The organism is Streptomyces apricus, from assembly GCF_008369065.1.
Taxonomy (GTDB): domain Bacteria; phylum Actinomycetota; class Actinomycetes; order Streptomycetales; family Streptomycetaceae; genus Streptomyces; species Streptomyces apricus.
In genome coordinates, this window is sequence record NZ_VDFC01000039.1 from 27,386 (window position 1) to 45,744 (window position 18,359).

General features: G+C 70.6%; 15 protein-coding genes, 1 tRNA gene and 3 pseudogenes. 14 read left to right on the top strand and 5 right to left on the bottom strand.

What is annotated here, in order from left to right; genetic code table 11:
- Nucleotides 1–3: 3 nt before the first annotated feature.
- The 3 genes from FGF04_RS41035 to FGF04_RS12840 all read left to right on the top strand — a co-directional run bounded on the left by FGF04_RS41035 (nucleotide 4) and on the right by FGF04_RS12840 (nucleotide 1,994).
- Nucleotides 4–321 carry an NUDIX hydrolase gene (locus FGF04_RS41035; RefSeq protein ID WP_235882314.1) on the top strand — a complete coding sequence of 106 codons (318 nt, stop codon included), beginning with the start codon at nucleotides 4–6 and terminating at the stop codon, nucleotides 319–321.
- Between the two features lie 324 nt (nucleotides 322–645).
- Nucleotides 646–1,455 carry a DUF4253 domain-containing protein gene (locus tag FGF04_RS12835; protein ID WP_235882315.1) on the top strand — a complete coding sequence of 270 codons (810 nt, stop codon included), beginning with the start codon at nucleotides 646–648 and terminating at the stop codon, nucleotides 1,453–1,455.
- Nucleotides 1,456–1,457: 2 nt separating this feature from the next.
- On the top strand, nucleotides 1,458–1,994 hold the full coding sequence (locus FGF04_RS12840) for a DUF4240 domain-containing protein (RefSeq protein WP_149511443.1): 537 nt from the start codon (nucleotides 1,458–1,460) through the stop codon (nucleotides 1,992–1,994).
- A 142-nt stretch (nucleotides 1,995–2,136) separates the two neighbouring features.
- Here the strand turns inward: FGF04_RS12840 and FGF04_RS12845 are convergent.
- Both FGF04_RS12845 and FGF04_RS12850 read right to left on the bottom strand, forming a co-directional pair.
- A pseudogene (locus FGF04_RS12845) lies at nucleotides 2,137–3,349 on the bottom strand (IS3 family transposase).
- A gap of 166 nt (nucleotides 3,350–3,515) precedes the next feature.
- Nucleotides 3,516–4,427, bottom strand: a complete 912-nt coding sequence (locus FGF04_RS12850) for an NADP-dependent oxidoreductase (protein WP_235882316.1) — start codon at nucleotides 4,425–4,427, stop codon at nucleotides 3,516–3,518.
- A 226-nt stretch (nucleotides 4,428–4,653) separates the two neighbouring features.
- Here FGF04_RS12850 and FGF04_RS12855 point away from each other — a divergent pair, with 226 nt between their 5' ends.
- From FGF04_RS12855 to FGF04_RS12875, 5 genes are all read left to right on the top strand, one after another.
- Nucleotides 4,654–5,556, top strand: a complete 903-nt coding sequence (locus FGF04_RS12855; RefSeq protein WP_188114068.1) for a LysR family transcriptional regulator — start codon at nucleotides 4,654–4,656, stop codon at nucleotides 5,554–5,556.
- Nucleotides 5,557–5,851: 295 nt separating this feature from the next.
- Entirely contained in the window at nucleotides 5,852–7,363 is a 1,512-nt protein-coding gene (locus FGF04_RS12860) for a S1 RNA-binding domain-containing protein (protein WP_149511445.1), read from the top strand.
- Nucleotides 7,364–7,404: 41 nt separating this feature from the next.
- A complete protein-coding gene (locus FGF04_RS12865; RefSeq protein ID WP_149511446.1) occupies nucleotides 7,405–8,028 on the top strand; it encodes a histidine phosphatase family protein in 624 nt (207 codons plus the stop codon).
- A 337-nt stretch (nucleotides 8,029–8,365) separates the two neighbouring features.
- Entirely contained in the window at nucleotides 8,366–8,782 is a 417-nt protein-coding gene (locus FGF04_RS12870) for a hypothetical protein (protein WP_149511447.1), read from the top strand.
- 254 nt (nucleotides 8,783–9,036) lie between these two features.
- Nucleotides 9,037–9,777, top strand: coding sequence for a hypothetical protein (locus tag FGF04_RS12875; protein WP_235882317.1), 741 nt, complete (start codon nucleotides 9,037–9,039; stop codon nucleotides 9,775–9,777).
- A gap of 89 nt (nucleotides 9,778–9,866) precedes the next feature.
- On the opposite strand, the gene FGF04_RS12880 is transcribed toward FGF04_RS12875, so the two are convergent.
- A tRNA-Pro gene (locus FGF04_RS12880) sits at nucleotides 9,867–9,940 on the bottom strand.
- A gap of 99 nt (nucleotides 9,941–10,039) precedes the next feature.
- Here FGF04_RS12880 and FGF04_RS12885 point away from each other — a divergent pair.
- Together FGF04_RS12885 and cobF are read left to right on the top strand one after the other, a co-directional pair.
- A complete protein-coding gene (locus tag FGF04_RS12885) occupies nucleotides 10,040–10,567 on the top strand; it encodes a DUF309 domain-containing protein (protein ID WP_149511448.1) in 528 nt (175 codons plus the stop codon).
- Nucleotides 10,568–10,627: 60 nt separating this feature from the next.
- Nucleotides 10,628–11,401 (top strand): annotated as a pseudogene (cobF, locus tag FGF04_RS12890) (precorrin-6A synthase (deacetylating)); the annotation flags it as partial.
- Nucleotides 11,402–11,596: 195 nt separating this feature from the next.
- Here the strand turns inward: cobF and FGF04_RS12895 are convergent.
- On the bottom strand, nucleotides 11,597–12,649 hold the full coding sequence (locus FGF04_RS12895; protein ID WP_149511450.1) for a PucR family transcriptional regulator: 1,053 nt from the start codon (nucleotides 12,647–12,649) through the stop codon (nucleotides 11,597–11,599).
- 515 nt (nucleotides 12,650–13,164) lie between these two features.
- On the opposite strand from FGF04_RS12895, the gene FGF04_RS12900 reads away from it, so the two are divergent.
- The 4 genes and pseudogenes from FGF04_RS12900 to FGF04_RS12915 form a co-directional block, all read left to right on the top strand.
- Nucleotides 13,165–13,680 (top strand): hypothetical protein, encoded by a 516-nt coding sequence (locus tag FGF04_RS12900; RefSeq protein ID WP_149511451.1) that lies wholly within the window; start codon nucleotides 13,165–13,167, stop codon nucleotides 13,678–13,680.
- Nucleotides 13,681–13,807: 127 nt separating this feature from the next.
- Nucleotides 13,808–15,235, top strand: coding sequence for a flotillin family protein (locus FGF04_RS12905; RefSeq protein WP_149511452.1), 1,428 nt, complete (start codon nucleotides 13,808–13,810; stop codon nucleotides 15,233–15,235).
- Between the two features lie 186 nt (nucleotides 15,236–15,421).
- Complete coding sequence (locus FGF04_RS12910; protein WP_149511453.1) at nucleotides 15,422–15,907, top strand: cation:proton antiporter regulatory subunit; 486 nt, start codon at nucleotides 15,422–15,424, stop codon at nucleotides 15,905–15,907.
- 3 nt (nucleotides 15,908–15,910) lie between these two features.
- A pseudogene (locus FGF04_RS12915) lies at nucleotides 15,911–16,846 on the top strand (cation:proton antiporter); the annotation flags it as partial.
- A 121-nt stretch (nucleotides 16,847–16,967) separates the two neighbouring features.
- Here the strand turns inward: FGF04_RS12915 and FGF04_RS12920 are convergent.
- Nucleotides 16,968–18,125 (bottom strand): carboxylate-amine ligase, encoded by a 1,158-nt coding sequence (locus FGF04_RS12920; protein ID WP_149511454.1) that lies wholly within the window; start codon nucleotides 18,123–18,125, stop codon nucleotides 16,968–16,970.
- Nucleotides 18,126–18,359 lie beyond the last annotated feature (234 nt).

Sequence of the window (18,359 nt, forward strand, 5' to 3'; positions counted from 1 at the left end):
GATGTGCTGCGCCACAACGCCGCCCGCGAGCTCGCCGAGGAAACCGGTATCGACACACCCCCGCAGGACCTGGCGCTGTGGACCGTCACCCGCGGCACGACCGGCAACATCGGCGTGCACTTCACGGCCCCACCCCGCCCCGCAGCGTTCATCCGTGAGCGCTTCGCGGCGCTGCTCGCCTCGGCCGCCGTCACAGCCCAGGAGCCCGAACTGGACAAGATCGCACTCCTTGAGCGCCCGGCCGACCTGGAGAGCCTCCCCGGCCCGCACACCGACTACCTCACACCGATCATCGACCGGTACCTGCAAGCCACATCGTGAGGGAGCCGGCCCTCAAGGCAGCGGGCCCGCAGGAGGACTGCGCAGTCCACAACACAGCTAGCGGGGGAAGGGAGGCTGGCGATCGCCGTCCGTCCCCGGAGCCGCCCCGTTCCGTCGTCGGCCGGCTCACAGCAGCGCCCCTGATGAGCTGCCCGCCACCGTCCCGGCCCTGACCCGGCCGACCCTCAGACGCGAATCCCGCACTGGGACGTCCCATTTGCGCCAGATAGCAGATCAAGGTCGCGTTCCGCAATGATCTTCTATCTGTGGTGACCACTCCCGCTGAAACGACCGGATGCCCGACCCACCTCATAGCATCCGCTCGTGGACCTCGACCTTCTTCTGTCCCGCGCAATATCCCTACCGCCTGGACGCATGATCACCTCGGATGAAGGTGTCGGCGACCTGCAACCTCTATGGCTGAGCGACAGCCCCGCTTCTGCGGACCTGTGGGCGCAGCTGCGCGGCGAACATGCCGCCTCCGGGCTGTGGCCGCTGCTGCTCGACTCCCTGGACCCGCACGACGCAGACTTCCGGCCCTGGGACTGCGGCGAACTGTCTCCCGAGCGCATGTCTTCCCCCGACGAGCACGACGCCGAGGAAATCCTCGCCCGCTGGTGGCAGGACCACACGGCCACGGACGAAGACGACGACCAGCTCACCGCCGAGGAACGCCAAGCCGTCACCGCTCCCTTCGGCCAGACCTGGCCCGGTACCGCAGCCACCCGCAGCATCTCCGCGGACCCCGATGAAATGGCCGGGCAGTACGCGCGAGCCTTCCTGACCCAGAACCCGCAAGCACGCCTCGGCCTCGTCTCGGCACCCCGCGGAGCCGATGCCCTCACCGCCGTCGGGTGGGACGGACCTGCCAACTACGACAACGACACAGCCACCTTCTCGGCCGTCGTCCGCGGCTGGGAGGATCGCTTCGGTGCGCGCGTTGTCGGCGTCGGATGCAGCACCCTCCACCTCAGCGTTGCCGCACCGCCCAGCGCACTTGAGGAGGCTCTGGCCATTGCCGCTGAGCACTTCGCCTTCTGCCCCGACAACATCTGGCAAGGCGCGCACCGCGACCTGGTCGCGTATGCCGGGCACCTCATTGATCTGAATTGCTGGGAGTTCTGGTGGGACTGACCATGGACAACGAACGCTTCTGGCATCTGATCGAACAAGCCCGCCGCCTCGCCGCCGACCCGACCGATGCCGAGGAGGTCGCCGGCCACGCCACCACACTGCTCACTGACCATCCACCAACAGAGATCCTCCAAGCGGAGCAGGTCCTGTGGGACTTGATGACCGCTTCCTACCTCGCCCCGCTGTGGGCCGCGGCGTACCAAATCAACGGTGGCTGCTCTGACGACGGCTTCGACTACTTCCGAGGCTGGCTCATCGCACAGGGCCGCGCCATCTTCGAGCAGGTCATCAAAGACCCGGACGGCCTGGCCGACTTTCCTGCTGTCCAACTGGCTGCCGCGGAGGGCTGGGACCTCGACGGAGAAGCAGTCCTCTCCATCGTCTGGAACGCCTACCAGGCCGCCACGGGAAGCGAGCCACCGGCCGATAACTTCACCATTCGCTATCCCGAGCTCGACCCGGAGTGGGATTTCGACTTCGGCGACCACGAATGCATCGCCCGCTACCTGCCCCGTATCGCGGCTCTGTACCCCGCCTGAGTCCGGGCAACGATCTACAACGACGCAGAAGCCGAGCTGGCCAGACTCTCTCGTGAACACCCCTGGCAAGCTGTCCGTAGGCGGACAGCCAGTCGGCCATTGAGTCCCTGTGAGGCTCAACCTCGGGAGTGGACACCGAGTTTCATGCGACGAGTGACAGCGTATGTGGCGAGGTCAGTTGTTGTTCGAACTCGGCTGGTGTGAGATAGCCGAGAGCGGAGTGGCGGCGGCGTCGGTTGCAGTAGGCCAGCCAGCGGAACAGCTCCAGCCGCGTCTGCGCCTTGGAGGTGAGACGTCGCCCGTGGAGCAACTCCCTTTTCAGGCCCTGGAAGAACGACTCGGCCAGGGCATTGTCGTAGCTCGAACCGACGCGCCCCATGCTGCGGCGGATACCGTGCCGGCGGCAGACTTCGGCGAAGGCCCGGCTGAGGTACTGGGCGCCGCGGTCCGTGTGAAAGACGACTCCCTCGACCCGGCCGCCGCGGGCGGCGACCGCCATGTCGATCGCGTCGGTGACGAGCTGGGTGCGCATGTGATCGGCGATGGACCAGCCGATCCGCGGCGCGAACAGATGTCGATGACCGTCGCCAGGAACATCCACGTCGAGCCGACAGCGATATAGGTGATGTCGCCGCACCACCGGGTGTTCAACGCCGTGGCGGTGAAGTCACGCATGACCAGGTCCGGTGCGGGCGGCGCCGTCTTGTCCGTGATCGTGGTCCGCTTCTTCCGGCGCAGATGACGGCCGACGATGTGGTTGATGCGCATCAAGCGCGTGACGCACTTGCGGTTGATCCTCCTTCCACGGGCGCGGAGTTCGGCATGGATGCGCGGGGCGCCGTAGGCGCCGTGGTGTTCGGTATGAATGGCGCGGATCTCTGCGACCGCGACGGCCTGCTCGGCCTGGCGTGCGGCCCGGGCCTGCGCGGTGGCCAGGTGCCGGTAGTAGCCGGAGCGGGAGACGCCCAGGACCCGGCATATCCGCTTCACGCCGAAGACGGCACAATTTTTGGAGATGAAGTCCCAGCGGTGGGGGCTTACTTCACCTCCCGAGCGAAATACGCGGCTGCCCGGCGCAGGATCTCCCGCTCCAGCTGCCACTCCTTCTCCGCCTTCAGCAGCCGCTGGTTCTCGGCCCGCAGCCGGGCCAGCTCCTCGGCCGAACCAGGCACGGTGCCGCCCGACGGCGCGGATGCTGACCCGCTGGTGTCCTTGCGGACCCACGTGCGCAGCGTCTCCCCGGTGATCCCTAGATCCGCGGCCACCGCCGCATACGTGCGCTTCCCGCCGGTCGCGTGGTACAGCGCGACGGCGTCCTTCCGGAACTCCTCCGGGTAGGGAGACTTGCGTCCCACCTGGACATCCCTCCCTGGACCATCAAGATCCATTATCAGGGTGTCCACTCCAAAGGATCAGCCTCAAGCCGCGTCAGCACCCTCGCGGGTGGCCGCCCATAGCGGACCGCTCGGAGACCAAGATCATCCCGTGGCCCCTTTTTGGGGTTACCTCGGTGATCCCCCTTCAGGGGGTGAGGACGAGCTTGCCCGGTGCGTGCCCCGCGAGGCCGGCCCGATGGGCTTGCGCGGCCTCGGCGAGCGGGTAGGTGGCGGCCACGAGGACCCGCAGCTCCCCGGAGCCGGCGCGCTCGACGAGGGCGTGGCGGGCGATGGCGCGGACTTCGGTGCCGGCGTCCTGTCCCGGCCCGTAGCCGAGCAGCTTGATGCCGGCTTCCTCACGTCGTGGGGAGCCGGCGATGGAGGCGATCCGCTGCCGGTCGGCCACCAGCTCCAGCGAGACGTCGAGTGCCTCGTCGGTGCCGGCGAAGTCGACCGCGGCAGTAACGCCCCGTGGTGCGGCGCCGCGCACCCGGTCGGCGAGCCCGGGGCCGTATACGACGGGAGTGGCGCCGAGGTCGCGCAGCAGCGGATGATTGCGCTCCGCAGCGGTGGCGATCACCGTCGCCCCCCGAGCCACGGCGAGCTGCACCCCCATCAACCCGACCCCACCGGACCCGCCGTGGACGAGGACCGTATCTTCGGTGCCCACCCCTGCCGCTTCCAGCGCGTGGACCGCGGTGGTCCCGGCCAGCATCAGCGCCCCCGCCTCCGCCCAGCCGAGGCCGGCGGGCTTGCGGAAGACCGACGTGACGGGGGCGGTCACGTAGTCGGCGTAGGCGGCCGTCACTGGATGGACGATGACCTCGTCGCCCATGTCCACCCCGGTGACTTCCGCGCCGACCTCCGTGACGACGCCGGCGCACTCCAGACCGATCGAGGGCATCGCGTGGGTGATTCCGGCGGCGTCCTTGAGATTGTCGTCCACGCTGTGGAACGCGCCGCTGTACAGCTTCCAGTCGACGGGGTTCACCCCGGCGGCCCGGACCCGGACGACGACGCCGTCGGCGGCGGCTCGCGGGACAGGCACGCTGGTCACGGCGAGCACTTCAGGGGTGCCGTATGCGGTCGGGCGCACGATTCTGGGCATGGTTCTGCGACTCCGGTTCTGACTGACGGTCCGCGCCCGCAGGCAGGGCCGCGCGACCGATGGCTTGTCGAGAGACGTTTCCGCCCCCTAAGGACCAGCGTCCGTCACACCGGGCATGATTCCTAATGCATTCTTGTAAGGGAATAATTGCACTGAACGCACGAAGGGGGCGGTTGTGGCGGAGGACCTGGATCTCAATCTCCTGCGCGTCTTCGACGCGTTGATGGACACCGGCAGCGTCGCGGAGGCCGCGGTACGGCTGCACCTGTCCGCACCGGCAACCAGCAGGGCCCTGGGCCGGCTGCGACGCGCGATGAACGACCCCATCCTCGTCCGGGCCGGTCAGGGCCTCGTCCCCACGCCGTTCGCGCAGCGCTCCGCGTCCCGTGTCAAAGCCCTGCTCCATGCTGCCGCCGAACTGCGGGCCGACACCGCCGACGGCGACCCCCGCTCCTGGCAGCGCGCCTTTTCCATCCGCCTCAACGACGCCCTCGTGCCGATCCTCGTACCCCGGCTGCTCCGCCGGGTCACCGCGGACGCCCCCGGAGTACAACTCCGCTTCGTGGCCCAGAACTCCAAGGAGCCCGACCTCCTGCGCGACGGCACCATCGACCTTGACGTCGGTGTGATGGGTCCTCCACCCGTGGACATCCACACCGCAAAGCTGTTCACCGCCCGCTTCGTGGCCGTCGTCGCCGCTGACTCCGACCTGGGACGCTCCGCCCAGCTCACCATCGACGACCTGTGCACCCATCCCCACATCTCAGCCTCGCGACGCGGCCTCGCCGCGGGACCACTTGACGACGCACTTGAGCAGATCGGACGCTCGCGCCATGTCGCGGCAGTCGTCCCCTCCTACGCCGCCGGAGCCCTCGCGGCCCTCGAAGGCGACGCCATCTGCCTCATCCCCCACATCACCGCCGCACACCTGATCGAGCGAGGTGTCCCCCTGCGCTGCCACGAAGTCCCCCTCGCACTGCCCACCACCGACGTGGAACTCCGCTGGCACCGGCGGGTCGACGAAGATCCCGCATCGCAATGGCTGCGCGATCACCTCAAGCGCGTCGTCCAGGCATAGCGGTTCGGCGGGCCCTGGGACCGGACCGCCCTCGACGGGGAGCCGGCCGGCGAGAGCCCTGCGTGGCCGCTCGTCCTGCTCACCCGAGCAGGAACGCCGTGCTCCGTCGAGGACGCCGAGGCGGTGGCTGCGAGTGCGGCGAGAAGTTCGCACCAGGAGACGCTCCGAGACCGGACAGCGCTCACCGATGCCTCGCCCACCCCCAGGGTGAACTGGGCTGTTCCTCCGAAAATCCCGACCGCGCACTCGGCAGCGGACCTACGCTGGGATTCCCCTCGGACCGCCCAGGAGCAGCGTGCCACCGTTCGTCCACCGGATCACCAAGTACGACCCCGCCCACCGTGACGAGCGCGGTTACTACACCGGCGCCGAGGACACGATCAGTGACCACGGACCGGTCGAAGAGGCCTACCTGGCGGCAGTCGCCGTCTTCGCGGAGGCGGCAGGCATTGACCAGCTGGAGATCCGCGAGCCACAGATCGCAGGCTTCGCCCACTTCGGTCTGCAGCCACCGGTCGACGGCTACGGGCTGGCCGACCTGTTCCCGGCCGGCCCGGCCGGGTTTCACGACGGCGCTGTGGTGCCGATCGCCGTCGGCCTGGAACTCGTCCGGGCCATGCTCCGCGACAACGGCGCCTGGTGCCGCTTGGAGGCAGGAGGAGCGTTCGCCGTGCACGTCGGCTGGGACCAGTACCTCTACATCGGCAGCAACAAACCCTGCGCAACCGCACTGGCCCGCACCTGCGCGCTCGGCCTGTTCCCGGAACGCCTGGACGCCTCGCCGTACGACTTCGCCCCCGACGACGCCGCGTACGTGCAGCGACCGGCCGACGCCGATTTCTGGGCCCGCCTGCACTGGACCGTCCGTGTCCACAGCGCGGTGTTCCTGGAGGAGGTCTTCGCCGGCAATGCCTCCCGGTGGCACCGCCTGACCCGCGACAACATCGAGACCGTGCGCTCCCGTCTGGTCCCACGCGCACGGCTGGCCGTCTGGCCGGACCTACTCACCGACGTCGACAAGGCCGTGGCCGCTCTGCCAGACGAAGGCCTCGTGGAGATCGTCTGGGAGGACGAGGACGGGCAGATCACGAGCACGGTCGTGGACGAGACCCAGTTCGAGGCAGTGATCTCACAGCTCGCCGGCGCGCGTGCCGCCGGCGTCGTATCCATGTATGCCGGTGAGGATCTCCCGCTGTTCACCGCGGTGCTGCCCGACAACGACGGCGTTCTGCGCGCTCGCTGGCAGACCGAGGCGACGCCCGGCGACCGGGACTGGGCGTTCCTGAAGACCTTGCGGCGCGGCCAGCTCGTCACTGGCACAGTGACCGCCATTGCCGGCTTCGGTGTCACCTTCGTGGACATCGGCGGCTTCACGGCGATGATCAACGTCCCGGAGCTGTCCTGGCGCCCCTTCGATCACCCCTCCGACGTCGTCGGCGTCGGCCAGGAGGTCACAGCCGAGGTTCTCGACATCGACATGGTCAGGGAACGGGTACCGCTGTCGCTGCGAGCCGTGCAGGCAGACCCGTGGCCGCAGGTGGCGCAGAGGATCGGCGAGGTGGTCAGCGGGCCGGTCACCAAAATCGTGCCGTTCGGCGTCTTCGTCCGCATCGAGGACCGAAAGGACGGCTTCCAGGGCCTTGTGCGCACCGGCGAGCTGAACGGATCGTCCGGAGACGTCATCGAGGTCGGCGACGTCCTCACTGTGAGAATCACCGACGTCGATCCCATGCGCCGTCGTATTGCCCTGTCACAGCAGGATCACCTCCGGCCTGATCAGGCCGAAGGTCCTGCCACGCCACGCTGAACTCGGATCGGACTCCTGCCATTTCACTGAAGGACTCATCTATGACCGGTACGGCCGCCCGCTACCTCTATCTCGCCCGTCACGGCGAGGCATCGCCCGATGAGAGCGAATTGACGGATGCGGGCCGCCGCCAGGCTGCCCTGCTGGGGCAGCGGCTACGCAAGGTTCCGCTGACGGCGATCCACCACGGTCCTCTCGCCCGTGCCGAACAGACCGCCCAGCTGGTCAGTGAGCAGCTCGACGAAGTTGTCTGCCGTCGTTGCGAAGCGGCCGGCGACTACCTCCCTTACCTGCCGACACGCGAGGAATTGCCACCGCAGGCAGCGGACGACTGGATCGAGTTCCTGCACCAGTTCACGGTCGAAGAACGTGAGCAGGGTCCCGGCCTCGCCGCAGCGGCACTTGCAGAGTTCACAGGGACTGTCGTCGGAGACGAACCGCGGCATGAGCTTGTCATCACCCACAACTTCCTCGTCGGCTGGCTCATCCGAGCCGCCCTCGACGCGCCCAAGTGGCGCTGGCTGGGCATCAATCACGCCAACGCGGCCCTGACCGTCATCCGCTACACACCCGACCGTCCCCCGGCGGTTCTCCTCTTCAACGACACCGGCCACCTCCCCGCCGAGCTCCGCTGGACCGGCTTCCCGCCGGAGCTCCACGTCTGAGGTGCGTAGATGAGATCGATGTCGAACCGTCGGACGCAGGGGAGGAGGGACGGCGTTCCGCGCCTGACCGAAGGCGTTTCCCGTCACCATCGTCGAGACGAGCCCACAGGGCGGCCAACGGCCCGGCCGCTGAGCCCGCCTCGACGGGATCCTGATCAACGTTCCCCTTCGGTCGCTTGAGTCGCTTCGGTCGCTGAGTAAGGGTCACGGCCGTCAAGGTGCGATCGGTGGAGCTGAAGCCGGAAGCGGAGCTGTTCGAGCCTCTCAGCTTGTCCTCTCACCAGGCGGCCGGTTCAGCGCCGGGCTGAGTGTCAGTGCTGGTACGTAGATTGTGCGGGTGAGCTGGGATGTATTCATCATGCGCTTTCCGTCCGAGGCCGAGGCGATGGACGAGATCCCCGAGGACTGGGAGCCACCGAGCCTGGGCGCGGGCCGCGACGTTCGCGGTGTCCTTACGGATGTGTTGCCGGGCATCAAGTATTCGCAGAATGGCTGGGGCGACTACGAGGGTCCCGGCTTCTCCCTCAGCGCCCCGGTCAACGAAGCTGATGACGCCCCGGTTGCCGGAGTCAGTCTCTTCATCCATGGCGACAGCGAAGCAGCAGCTCACGCTGCCCTCGCGGTCGCCGATGCGTTGGAAGCACGCGCCTTCGACACCGGGTCGGGAGACTTCCTCACCGCGGACTGCGCACAGTCGGCTTTCGATGCTTGGCGTGCATACCGAGATCGTGCCCTGGACCAGCATGGGCACTGAGCAGGTCTTCTCACCTCTGACGCTGTCGCGTTCGATGATGCTCTCGGACCGTCCGGTCGTCTTCCCGACGTCATAGCGGGCCGTGGGGCGGCGATTCTTGGAGCCAAACGGTCTTGGGTGCGGTTCCTTTCAAGTGACGGCCGCGATCAAGTTGTGGGGTCATGGTTCCGCTGGTGAGTGGGTCGGACGTCAGCTGGAAAACCATGCGGCGGGGAACCGTACTCTGTCGGGATACTGAGCCGGTGAGAGACGCCATGGCTGAGTACGAAGCGGATACTGAACAGTTGATGCGAAGGGTCTACCTCGGCGTGCGCGAGGACAGCCTTGACCCACAGCCCGTCGTCGCTCTCGCCTGCGGACTGCTCGACTGGTTCCATCACACCGACGCCGTCCTGGAGGTCGTCGAGCGGAACCCGGCCGAGGTGCCGCAGGCGGAGATGACCGCCCTGGCCCGGCGCATCCTGGACGACGTGGGCTTCGATCCCGGCTTCGACCTCGCCCCCGAACGCTTGGAGACGTTGCGCGCCGCACTGCGAGTCGTAGCCCGCGACCTGCCCACGCGTGGGATCGAAGGCGAACCGGAGATCGAGATCCTGGAGGACTGCTTCCCGGTGGGAGCCGGTGTCCGCCTTGCCGACGGCGAACGGCTCAACTGGGGCGGCCCCATCCTGCCGAACATGTGTGACGACCCAGCCATGGCACTGACCAGCCTGGCGATCCTGATCCAGGAGAGCCTGCTCGAACGGACCTGGCAGGTCTGGCCGGTGTGCCCAGGGCATGACCTCGGCGTCCACGCCTCGGAGCGTGATCGCGAGGCTGTGTGGTGGTGCGCGGGCGATGGCGGACACATGCTGGCGCCGGTCGGCGAACTCGCGCGCGCTCTCGGCCGCCGTCGCCCCGAGCAGGGTCGGCGCCAGATCACCGCCCGCCTGACCATGGTCCGCGCCCCCAAGACCCTGCCGACCCTGCCCGCGGGTCCCCGCCGGGCCCGCTAGACCGTCTGGTCCCCACATGGTCCCCAAGAACACGCCAGAGGGCCCGCCAAATCCCTTCGGCGGGCCCTCTGACCTGCGACTTCGTAAAGTCGGGACGACAGGATTTGAACCTGCGACCCCTTGACCCCCAGTCAAGTGCGCTACCAAGCTGCGCCACGTCCCGATGCGCCTCGTCGCGGTGAACCGCGTGATCGCGCGAACAGAACCTTACCGCACACCGGGGCTCCTCCGAAGACGGCGTGGCAGGGGGGACAATCGGCGCATGAGCAGCACTTCTGGTGACGGTGGCGGCAACGACGGCGGGCGGGACCGGGACGCGGAGGGGCGGGCCCGCAACGCGCGGCCCCGCGACGGGCTCGGACGGCCCCTGCCGTACGGGACGGACGGGGTCGAGCGGCAGCCCGAGGGCGTGGTGCGCGCCCCCGAGGACACGGTCGCCGAGGCGCAGGCGCTGCTGGCCGCGGGCAAGCCGTTCCACGCGCACGAGGTCTTCGAGGACGCCTGGAAGTCGGGCCCCGACGGGGAGCGGGCGCTGTGGCGGGGGCTCGCGCAGCTCGCGGTGGGGCTCACGCACGCGGCCCGGGGCAACGTGACAGGTGGCGCGCGGCTGCTGCGGCGCGGGGCCGGCGCCGTCGAGGAGTGGAGCGCGCGGAGCGGGGTGCCGCGTCCGTACGGGCTGGCGCCGGCCGAACTGGCCGTGTGGGCCCGGGCGTTGGCGGACGTCGTGGAGCGCGGGGAGGCGGCCGTGGACGCGCGGGAGTGGGCGCCCCGGTTGCGCGGCGGCTCGTAGGCCTGCTTCCGGAGCAGGTGCGGTTGCCGCCGTCGCTCCGGCGTGCGGCAGACTCTGGGCGTGCGAAAGATTCATGTCATCGGCATCGGTGCGGGCGATCCCGACCAACTGACCCTCCAGGCCGTCAAGGCGCTGAGGAGCACGGACGTGTTCTTCATCTTGGACAAGGGCGAGGTGAAGGCGGACCTCGTGCAGCTGCGCCGGGACATCCTGGACGCGCACCTGCCGGAGGGGACGTACCGGACGGTGGAGGCGCGCGATCCGGAGCGCGACCGGGCCGCCGGGGGCGCGGGCTACTCCCCCGCCGTCGGGGACTGGCGCAGCGCCCGCGCCGGCATCTACGCACGGCTGATCGCCGAGGAGCTCGACGAGGACGGGACCGGCGCGTTCCTCGTCTGGGGCGATCCCTCGCTGTACGACAGCACGCTGGGCATCCTGGAGGAGATCCTCGCGGAGGGCTCCGTGGCCTTCGCGTACGACGTCGTGCCGGGCATCAGCAGCGTCTCGTCCCTGGTGGCCCGCCACCGCACGGGCCTGAACCGGGTGGGACGCCCCGTGCAGATCACCACGGGCCGCCGGCTCGCCGAGGGGTTCCCGGAGGGCGTCGACGACGTGGTGGTCATGCTGGACGCCCACCAGACGTTCCAGCGGTACGCCGGCACCGGCGAGGACATCGACATCTACTGGGGCGCCTACCTGGGCACCCCGGACGAGATCCTCGCCGCGGGCCCGCTGGCGGAGACGGCGCCCCGGATCGTCGAGCTGCGCGCGGAGGCCCGCGAGCGCAAGGGCTGGATCATGGACACCTACCTGCTGCGCAGGCACCCCCGGGACGACGACGCCGAGCAGCCCGCCGCCCCGGGCCCCGCCGGGGACGGGAGCGGGAAGAAGGACAAGGGCCCCAAGGGCGGACCGGACGCGGACACCGGCGACGACGGGGGCGACGGGAGCGACGGGAGCGACGACGAAGGGGACGAGGAGGACTGACGAGGAGGACCGGGGACGTGCGGGCTCCCGGCGACGGGCCCCTCAGAAGTCCTTCTCCGGCCAGTCCAGCAGCCGCGCCCCGATGACCGCGGTCTGCAGCGTGTACCGGTGGACCGGGTCCGCCGGATTCGCCCCGGTCAGCTTGTGGATGCGCTCCAGCCGGTAGGTGAGCGCGCGGACGCTCAGCGACAGCCGCCGGGCGGCCTCCGCGGCGACGCAGCCCGAGTCGAAGTACGCGGTGAGGGTGTCCAGCAGCGGCTCGGCGCCGCCCCGGGCCGCGCGCAGCGGCCCGAGCGCGCTGACCACCAGGTCCGCCATGGCCTGCCGGTCCCGGGTGAGCACCGGGTAGACCAGCAGGTCGGCCGAGCGCAGCACGGGGGCGTCGAACTCCAGGCGCTCCGCCAGGTCGAGGGCGTTCAGGGCCTCCTCGTACGACTGGACGACCCCGCCGGGCCCGGGCTGCGGGCGCCCGATGGCGACCTGCCCGCCGTCGGTGGCCGCGTACGCCTGCTTGGCGAAGAAGGCGAGCACCTCGTCCTGGTCGCCGGGGGCGATGCAGACCAGCCGCCCGTCCTTGGTGGTCACGAGGACGCTGCGGTCGCCGAACCGGGCGATCAGCGCGCGCTCCACCTCGCGGGGCACGGCGTCCCCCTCGTCGTAGCCGGCCCGGCCGCGGGCGACGGCGACGGCGTGCGCGTGCGAGAGGCGCAGCCCGAACCGCTCGGCGCGCTCGGCGAGCAGACCGAGGTCGCTGCGTCCGTACAGCAGGTCGTCGATGAACTCCCGGCGCGCGGCCTCCTCCTGCCGTACGGCCAGGAGCTGCGCCCGCTCGTACCCCTCGGCGAAGGCGTCGACGGCCTGCTCGACGGCGGCGAGGGCGCTCGCACCGGCCGCGGCGGGCCAGTGCACGCGGGCGGCGGTGAGGMGCGCGCCGACCAGGGCGCGCAGTCCGAATCCCGCCTCGGCGGCCCGTTCGCCCAGCAGCCGCCGGGACTCCAGCTCGTCGCGGGTCAGCCGGCGGCCGGTGGCGGAGGCGTCGGCGAGGATGCGCGCGTACCCGTCCAGGTACTCCTCGGGTACGTCCTGCCCCGCCATGTGCTCCCTCGATCCCGCAGATCCCGCAGATCCCCCCGGTCGCGCCGGTCGCGCGACGAACCGTCCTCGCCTTTCTAGCGCATACGGGAGGAGGGAGGCAGGGGCGGGACGGGTCCCGCTGCCGGGGTACGGCAGATGCATGGCGGACGTCGGTACTCCTGTCGGTGCTCCTCGGCGCGGGCGGTTCCCGGGGAAAAGCGGGACGGGGCCCCGGTCCCGGCCGTCCGTGACGGTGTCCGGTACCGGGACCCCTGTCCGTCCCCCGTGGGCTCCCCCGTTTCTGCCCGCTCATCATGGCCCGCGCGAAGGGCCCGCCGCATTGCCGGAACCGGGCAGTCTTCCCGCGCTCCCGGTGCCGGAGGGCACCCACGCATCCGTGACGCGTCCGGGCCAGGCGCCGACACGGCACCAAGAAAGCGTAAAGACTGCCTGATCCCGGCAATGTGTACATGTCCATGAACCTGACATGATGCGGCTCCACCGAGGTGACGGCAGGGACGGGGGAGGCGAACCGCATGACGGTGTTTCTGGTTCTCGGCATCGCGGGGATCGTGCTGCTGCTCCTGACGCTGGTCTTCGACGGCGTCCTGGAAGGGCTGTTCGGCGGGGCGGGTTTCCTCGACGGGCTCTTCGACGGGCTGCTCTCGCTGCCGGTCGTCGCGGGCTTCGTGTCCATGCTCGGGTTCGGCGGGGCGCTCGTGCTCGGCACGACCGGCCTCGGGGCCGGGGCCGCCACCGCGGTGGGGACCTGCGCCGGAGCCGGCGCGGGCTGGCTGACCTGGCGGCTGAGCCGGGCCCTGATGCGCGACGACCCCGCCGCCACGCCGCGCGGCACGGACCTCGTCGGCAGCTCGGGCTCCGTCGTCACCGCGATCCCGGCCGAGGGGTACGGCGAGGTGCTCGTGCACCTGGCCGGCCAGCCGCTGAAGCTCGCGGCGAAGAGTCCCGGCGGGGTGCCCCGGGGCACTGAGATCTGGGTCGAGGAGTCCCTGTCACCGACGTCGGTGGCGGTCCGCCCGGTCCGGCGCTGAACCGGCCCGACAGCCGAACCGGTCCGACATCCGAACCGGCCCGACATCCGAACTGACCCGACAGCCGGACCGGTCCGACATCCGCAGTAACGATCCGCCGCCTTGGGGGTGGCAGGGGGGAACCATCATGAGTCCAGTGCTCGTCGCGGTCGTGGGAGTCGTCGTGCTCCTCGTGCTGCTCGCACTCGTCGTCGTCACCCGCTACAAGGTGGCCGGGCCCAGCCAGGCCTTCATCGTCACCGGCCGGCGCGGCAAGAAGTCCACCGACCCGGACACCGGCCGGGTGTTCACCGACAACAGCGGCCAGAAGGTCGTGGTCGGCGGCGGCGTCTTCGTCGTGCCGTTCGTCCAGCAGAAGTTCACCCTCGACCTGTCCAGCCGGCACATCCCGATCGCGGTGCGCGGCGCGGTCACGCTGCGCGGCGTCAAGGCGAACCTCGAAGGCGTCGCCATCGTCAAGGTCGGCGGCACCGAGGACTCCATCCGCGCCGCCGCCCAGCGCTTCCTGATGCAGCAGGACGGCATCGTCGGCTTCACCCAGGAGGTGCTCTCCGGCGCGCTGCGTTCCATCGTGGGCCGGATGTCGGTGGAGGACATCATCCGGGACCGTGCCGCGTTCGCCGGGCAGGTCGCGGAGGAGGCCGAGGCGAGCCTGTCCGGGCAGGGCCTGGTGCTCGACGCCTTCCAGATCCAGGACATCACCACCGAGGGCTCCTACCTCGCCGACCTCGGCCGCCCCGAGGCCGCCCGCGCCCGGCAGGAGGCCGACATCGCCGAGGCGGTGGCCCGGCGCGCCGCCGAGCAGGCCCGGCTGAAGGCCGAGGAGGAGATCGCGATCGCCCAGCGGACCTTCGCGCTCAAGACCGCGGAGATCCAGGCCGAGACGGACGAGGCGGCGGCCCGGGCCGCGGCGGCCGGCCCGCTCGCGCAGGCGGCCCGCAACCAGGAGGTCCTCGCCGAGCAGGAGAAGGTCGCCCAGCGGCAGGCCGCGCTGACCGACCGCGAGCTGGACACCAAGGTCCGCAAGCCCGCCGACGCCGCGCGCTACCAGGCCGAGCAGGAGGCGGAGGCCCGCCGGGTCGCGCTGGTCAAGCAGGCCGAGGCTGACGCCCAGCGGTCCCGGCTGACCGGTGAGGGCGAGAAGGCGCACCGCGCCGCGCTCGCCGACGCCGTACGCATCGAGGGCGAGGCCGAGGCCGCCGCGATCGCCGCGAAGGGCTCCGCCGAGGCGGAGGCGATGCGGCTGAAGGCCGAGGCGTTCTCGCGGTACGGCGACGCGGCCGTGCTCCAGATGCTGGTCGAGGTGCTGCCGCAGGTCGTCGCCAAGGCGTCCGAGCCGCTGAGCGCGATCGACAAGATGACGGTGATCTCGACGGACGGGGCGAGCCAGTTGTCCCGTACGGTCGCCGACAACGTCGCCCAGGGGGTGGAGCTGCTCAGCTCCACGACCGGGGTCGACCTGCCTGATCTGCTGCGCAGGATCACGGCGCCGGCGGCCGCCCCGGCGGCTCCGGCTGCGCCGGGCGCCAACGGCAAGGTCGAAGTGACCGACTGATCGGACGGTGTTTCGTCCGCGGGCCGGTGGGGGTGGGCCGCGCAGTTCCCCGCGCCCCTGAAAGACAAAAGCGCTGGGGCGCGGGGAACTGCGCGACCAGCCCCCGCCGGGCTGCAGACGGAACGATTCCGCTGCCCGCCGTAGGGTGAATGCGACACCGGATCGACATCGGACAAGGGACCAGCCATGGGCACTCCACGCCTCAGTAGTACGCCGTTGCCCGGGATCGGGGTGCGGTACGACCTCACGACCCGCGAGCAGCGCCGCATCTCCGTGGTGGCCCACCGGGACGGCGGCCGCACGCTGAGCGCGTACCGCAAGGACGACCCGGACGCCTGCGCCCTCTCCGTACGGCTCTCCGCGGGGGAGTCGGCTGCGCTGATCGACGCGCTGCTCCCCGACCACCACAGCCCCAGCCTGCTGTCCACGACCGAGCTGGGACTGGTCGCCGAGCGGATCGAGCTGTCGTCGGTCTCGCACTGGAACGGCCGGCTGCTGGGGGAGACCCACATGCGGACCGAGACCGGTGTGTCGATCGTCGCCGTACTGCGCCGGGCCGAGGCCATCCCCTCGCCGGCCCCGGACTTCCGGCTGGCCGGCGGGGACACCCTGATCGTGATCGGCACCCGCGAGGGCGTGGAGTCGGCCGCGACCATACTCGGAAGGGAGTGACACGTGCACTCGTCCGCGGTCTTCTTGATCGAGTTCGGCGCCATCATCCTCGGTCTGGGACTGCTCGGCCGGTTCGCCGGACGCTTCCAGTTCTCCCCGATCCCGCTGTACCTGCTCGCCGGGCTGGCGTTCGGCGAGGGAGGGCTGCTGCCGCTGGGCACCAGTGAGGAGTTCGTCGCGATCGGCGCCGAGATCGGTGTCATCCTGCTGCTGCTCATGCTGGGCCTGGAGTACACGGCGACCGACCTGGTCTCCAACCTCAAGACGCAGTACCCGGCGGGCCTGGTGGACGCCGCCCTGAACGCCCTGCCGGGCGCGGCGATGGCGCTGCTGCTGGGCTGGGGCCCGGTGGCGGCCGTCGTCCTCGCCGGCGTCACCTGGATCTCCTCGTCCGGGGTCATCGCCAAGGTCCTCGGCGACCTGGGCCGGCTCGGCAACCGGGAGACCCCGGTGATCCTGAGCATCCTGGTCCTGGAGGACCTCTCCATGGCGGTCTACCTGCCGATCATCACCGCGCTGCTGGCCGGCGCGGGGCTGGCGGCGGGCAGCGCCACGCTCGCCATCGCGCTGGGCGTCGCCGGGCTCGTGCTCGTCGTCGCGGTGCGCTACGGGCGGCACATCTCCCGGTTCGTCTCCAGCGACGACCCCGAGAAGCTGCTGCTGGTGGTGCTGGGGCTGACCCTGCTGGTCGCCGGTGTGGCGCAGCAGCTGCAGGTGTCGGCGGCCGTGGGGGCGTTCCTCGTCGGGATCGCGCTGTCGGGGGAGGTGGCGGAGGGGGCGCACGGGCTGCTGTCGCCGCTGCGGGACCTGTTCGCCGCCGTGTTCTTCGTCTTCTTCGGGCTGCACACGGATCCGGCGAGCATCCCGCCGGTGCTGCTGCCCGCGCTGGCGCTGGCCGTCGTGACGGCCGGCACGAAGATCGCCACGGGGTACTGGGCCCCCTGACCACTTGGCCCGCCCCTCACCACTTTTTGGCCCGCTCCTGATCACTTCGCCCGCGGACCGGTGCCGGTGCCGGTGAAGCGCGTCCGCCGGCACGCGCGACGACGGCTCGGTGTACTCACCGGGGTGTGCCCTCGTCGACGCACGGCGCGCTCRCACCCACACACGGCGCGTCCTCGTCCACGCACGGCGTGCTCTCACCGATGACAAGGGCGTTCACCGCGCGGAGGCCGCCCGCGGCCAGGGCGGCGCGCTGCCGATCGGCTCCGGTGCCCTCCCGCAGGAGCCGGTGGACCAGACCCGTCACCTCACGGGTGTCGCCGTTCCTGTCGAGGGACGACCCGATGTGCTGAAGGAGCCGGTACAGCACGTCACCGGCGCGGCGCCGGTGACCGCCCGGATCGATCAGGGTGTCGCTCAGGCCGTGCCGGGCCGCGTGCCACATGGCGGCCTGAAGGACCTCGGGTGCACAGTCGGGCACGGGCACACCCACCGCCGCGTCCGCGAGGGCGGTTTCGACGAGTCCGCGCACGACGCCGGCCAGCATGACCGCGTCGTCGACGCGCAGCTGCACGTCCAGGCAGCGCACCTCGATGGTCGGGTACCGCTCCGAGAGGCGCGCCTGCCAGTACAGCTGCCCGCGGTCCGCGATCAGTCCGCGGTCGAGCAGGAGCCGCGTACGCCGGTCGTAGTCCGCGGCGTCCTGGAAGCGCGGAGGTACGCCGCTGACCGGCCAGCGGTTGAAGACCACGGTGCGCCAGCTGGCGAAGCCGGTGTCGTGGCCGTTCCAGAGCGGGGAGTTCGCCGCCATCGCCGTCAGCGTCGGCAGCCACGGCCGCAGGCGGTTCAGGACCTGCACGCCGGCGTCACGGGAAGGGACGCAGACGTGGACGTGCATGCCGTTGACCAGCTGCTCCGCCACCAGCTGGGGGGCCTGTACGAGCATGGCCCGGTAGCGGGCCTGCTCGGTGACCGGCACGGGCAGGTCGTCGTGGGACGGCGGTGTGGCGCAGGCCGCGATGCGGCAGCCGTGCTTCTCCGCGGCGATCCCGAGGGCGTGCCGCAGGCGCAGCAGGTGCCCTCCCACTTCCTGCAGGCTGCCGCAGACCGGCGTGGCCACCTCGACCTGTGCCTGCAGCAGCTCGGGCTGCACCTCCTGGCCGTCCGTGAGAGACGTCAGCCCGGCCGTCGCCCGCACCTTCTCCGCGTCCGGCACGGGAAGGCCCAGAACGGGATCCGTCAGCAGGAACTCCTCTTCCACACCGATCGTCGTCATCGACCGCCCTCTGTTCCGCTCGCCACCACGAGGGCGCCGGTGACCGGACCGGCTCCCGCCCCGGCGCCGAGCACCTCGGAAGACGTACGCGTTGCCGGGCGACACCGAGTGCCACGACCACATCACAACAAACCCGACACAAACGATATGTGACATACGCCCGAACCGCGCCGTGACCTGCTGGCCAGGCTCCAGGCGGCCCAGGCAGCCTGGCTCCCGCGGCTCGGGGCGGGG